At 58.8% G+C, this 3,113-nt stretch carries 5 protein-coding genes; all 5 read left to right on the forward strand.

The features are described 5' to 3' along the window. Positions 1–832: DUF481 domain-containing protein (locus tag FEM54_RS28915; protein ID WP_138453890.1), on the forward strand; the 832-nt coding region annotated here is incomplete at its 5' end. A 125-nt stretch (positions 833–957) separates the two neighbouring features. Next, positions 958–1,689, forward strand: coding sequence for a HugZ family pyridoxamine 5'-phosphate oxidase (locus tag FEM54_RS28920; RefSeq protein WP_017139747.1), 732 nt, complete (start codon positions 958–960; stop codon positions 1,687–1,689). Between the two features lie 66 nt (positions 1,690–1,755). Next, positions 1,756–2,232: an FxsA family protein gene (locus tag FEM54_RS28925; RefSeq protein ID WP_016975517.1), complete on the forward strand. Its 477-nt coding sequence runs from the start codon at positions 1,756–1,758 to the stop codon at positions 2,230–2,232. A 247-nt stretch (positions 2,233–2,479) separates the two neighbouring features. After that, the gene (locus FEM54_RS28930; protein WP_017139748.1) at positions 2,480–2,776 is read left to right on the forward strand and encodes a co-chaperone GroES; all 297 of its coding nucleotides are present in this window, start codon (positions 2,480–2,482) and stop codon (positions 2,774–2,776) included. Between the two features lie 49 nt (positions 2,777–2,825). Then, positions 2,826–3,113 (forward strand): TCP-1/cpn60 chaperonin family protein (locus FEM54_RS28935; protein WP_276614893.1); only part of this gene is annotated, 288 nt, incomplete at its 3' end.

Below are 3,113 nucleotides of genomic sequence, written 5' to 3' on the forward strand. Positions count from 1 at the left end.
GGTCAAGACCCTGGAAAGCGACCAGGAACTGCTGGTCAAGCAGGACGCTTACACCGGTGAAAAGGCCAAATCCCTGAAAGCGGCGGAGGATGGCAAGGTCACCCTGACCAATGGCGAAGCGCCGAAAACCGTGGACTTGGCCAGCATCCAGCAGATCATCAAGCCAAAGCCTGTGATCGAAGACCTGGTGTGGAAGGGCAATGTCGACCTGGCGCTGGACTACAAACGCGCCGACAAGGACACCAACGACTACGACATCGACTTCAAGACCACCGCGCGTCACGGCCAGTGGCGGCATACCGCCCAGGGCGAATACAACCGCGAGTTCCAGGATGACGTGACCACCACCGACAACTGGTCGCTCGAATATGACCTGGACCGCTTCATCACCGAGCATTGGTACTGGCAGGGCCGCCTGACCTACAAGCGTGACAAGGTTGAAGACCTGTCCCGCCAGCGCACCGTGGGTACTGGCCCTGGCTACCAGTTCTGGGACGATGAGCTGGGCGCGTTCTCCCTCGGCTCGCTGGTCAACCGCACCGATTACCAGTATTCGGACGATCGCAAGAGCAACTTCTATTCCCTGGCCATGAAGTGGAGCTACAACCGCTACCTGGTGGGCAAGACTGTGGAATTCTTCACTAACGGCGAAGTGGGCAAGCCGCTGGCCGGGCCGTCCGATTACTCCCTGGATGCGGAAATGGGCCTGCGCTACAAAGTCACTGAATGGGCCTCGCTCAACCTCAAGGCCGAGCGCGACATCATTAATGGCGAATCGCAAAGCAGCTTGGACAAGACCCGTTACACCGCAGGCTTCGGCGTCGCCTGGTAAAGCAGCCCGGTAAAACCAGCAACGGACACTCTGGCAACCCGCGCCGATATTGATTACCTTGTGTTGAGATTCATTCCCATAGACGCCATAGGCTGTGGGCGGCTGAACACCCGAGGAGTCATACCGTGAGCACGCAGGTTGCCAAGAACGCCCGAGAGCTGTTGCTCAAGGAATACCGTGGAGCGCTCTCCACATTGTCCAAAGCCATGCCGGGTTTTCCCTTCGGCTCAGTGGTGCCGTACTGCCTCGACGCGCAGGGCCAGCCGATCATCCTGATCAGCCGCATCGCCCAGCACACCCACAACCTGCAGAAAGACCCCAAGTGCTCGCTGCTGGTGGGTGAGCGCGAGGCGGATGACGTGCAAGCGGTAGGGCGCCTGACCTACCTGGCCGAAGCCGAAAAGCTTGAGGATGAGGCTGCGATTGAAGCCGCCGCCGAGCGCTATTACCGCTACTTCCCGGATTCGGCCAACTACCACAAGGCCCACGATTTCGACTTCTGGGTGCTCAAGCCGGTGCGTCACCGTTACATCGGCGGCTTTGGCGCGATTCACTGGGTCGACCAGCTCACCCTGGCCAACCCGTTTGCGGGCAAAGCCGAGCGCAGCATGATCGAGCACATGAACAGCGATCACACCAAGGCCATCGCCCACTATGTGGAGCTGACCGGCCTGCCGACCACCGAACCTGCGCAATTGGCCGGTATCGACGGCGAGGGCATGCACCTGCGCATCGGCCAGTCCTTGTATTGGCTGCCGTTTGCCGAGCCTTGCAACACGCCGACACAAGTGCGCGAAGCCCTGGTTTCATTGGCTCACGCTGAGGTCTGGCCGAAAAAAGAAGCCGTCAGCGCTTGAATTCACGAAACGGCGACGTCATTTAAGGTGGACTGGCAAGGCATTCTTGCGTTGAGGAACCATTTGATGCGCCCTTTTTTATTGCTCTTTCTGCTGTTCCCGGTGTTGGAGCTGTTCGTATTTGTTCAAGTCAGCAGTGCCATCGGGTTTTTCCCGGCACTGTTGCTGATTATTCTCGGCTCGATGCTCGGCGTCCTGGTGCTGCGCGTCGCCGGCCTGGCCACGGCGCTGCGTGCGCGTGAAAGCCTGAACCGCGGCGAACTGCCTGCTCAGACCATGCTTGAAGGCCTGATGATGGCCTTGGCCGGTGGCCTGTTGATCCTGCCAGGCTTTATCAGCGACGTGGTCGGCCTGGTCATGCTGCTGCCGTTCACCCGCAAGCTGCTGGCCGGCAAGATGCGCCAGCGAGCTGAAGAAGCGGCGATCCGCCAGCGCGCCTTCGCCGATGACCTGCAACCCCGTGGCGGCCCGGCGCCACGCCAGCCGTTGGGGCGTGAAGGGGATGTGATCGAAGGCGAGTTCGAACACCGCGACAGCAAATAACCGCATGACCTGCACGGCGCCTTTGGGGGCCGTGCTGCTTTTGCCGCCCGGCATTCGTAAAAAATTTCCGTCGCGGCCTCTTGTAATAAGCTTATGCGCCCTTATGTAACGGTCACCGCAAGGTTTCTGGTGGCGACACCAGACAGACTTCCGCGTCTTGCTTGGCGAGGCGCGACCGGCACCGCCGGAATACAACTTGCCGGTATCGATACCGGCCGATGAAAAACACAATTAGGAGAGATCGACAATGAGCAAGCTTCGTCCTCTGCACGACCGCGTCGTAATCCGTCGCAGCGAAGAAGAAAAGAAAACCGCTGGCGGTATCGTTCTGCCAGGTTCGGCTGCTGAAAAAGCCAACCACGGTGTGATTCTCGCTGCAGGCCCGGGCAAGACGCTGGAAAACGGTCAAGTACGTGAGCTGGCCGTAAAAGTGGGTGACAAGGTTGTTTTCGGCCCTTACTCCGGCAGCAACACTGTGAAAGTCGACGGCGAAGACCTGCTGGTCATGGCTGAGAACGAGATTCTCGCCGTTCTGGAAGACTGATTCCCCGCTCATTTTCCCGTTACTACAAAGTATTTAAGGAATATCGATCATGGCTGCTAAAGAAGTTAAATTCGGCGATTCCGCCCGCAAGAAAATGCTCACCGGTATCAACATCCTGGCTGACGCGGTAAAAGCGACCCTGGGTCCTAAAGGCCGTAACGTGGTTATCGAGAAGAGCTTCGGCGCTCCGACCATCACCAAGGACGGCGTTTCGGTAGCCAAAGAAATCGAACTGGAAGACCGTTTCGAAAACATGGGCGCGCAGCTGGTCAAAGACGTTGCCTCCCGTGCCAACGATGACGCAGGCGACGGCACCACCACCGCTACCGTACTGGCT

This window comes from Pseudomonas edaphica, assembly GCF_005863185.1.
In the GTDB taxonomy this organism is placed as follows: Bacteria; Pseudomonadota; Gammaproteobacteria; order Pseudomonadales; family Pseudomonadaceae; genus Aquipseudomonas; species Aquipseudomonas edaphica.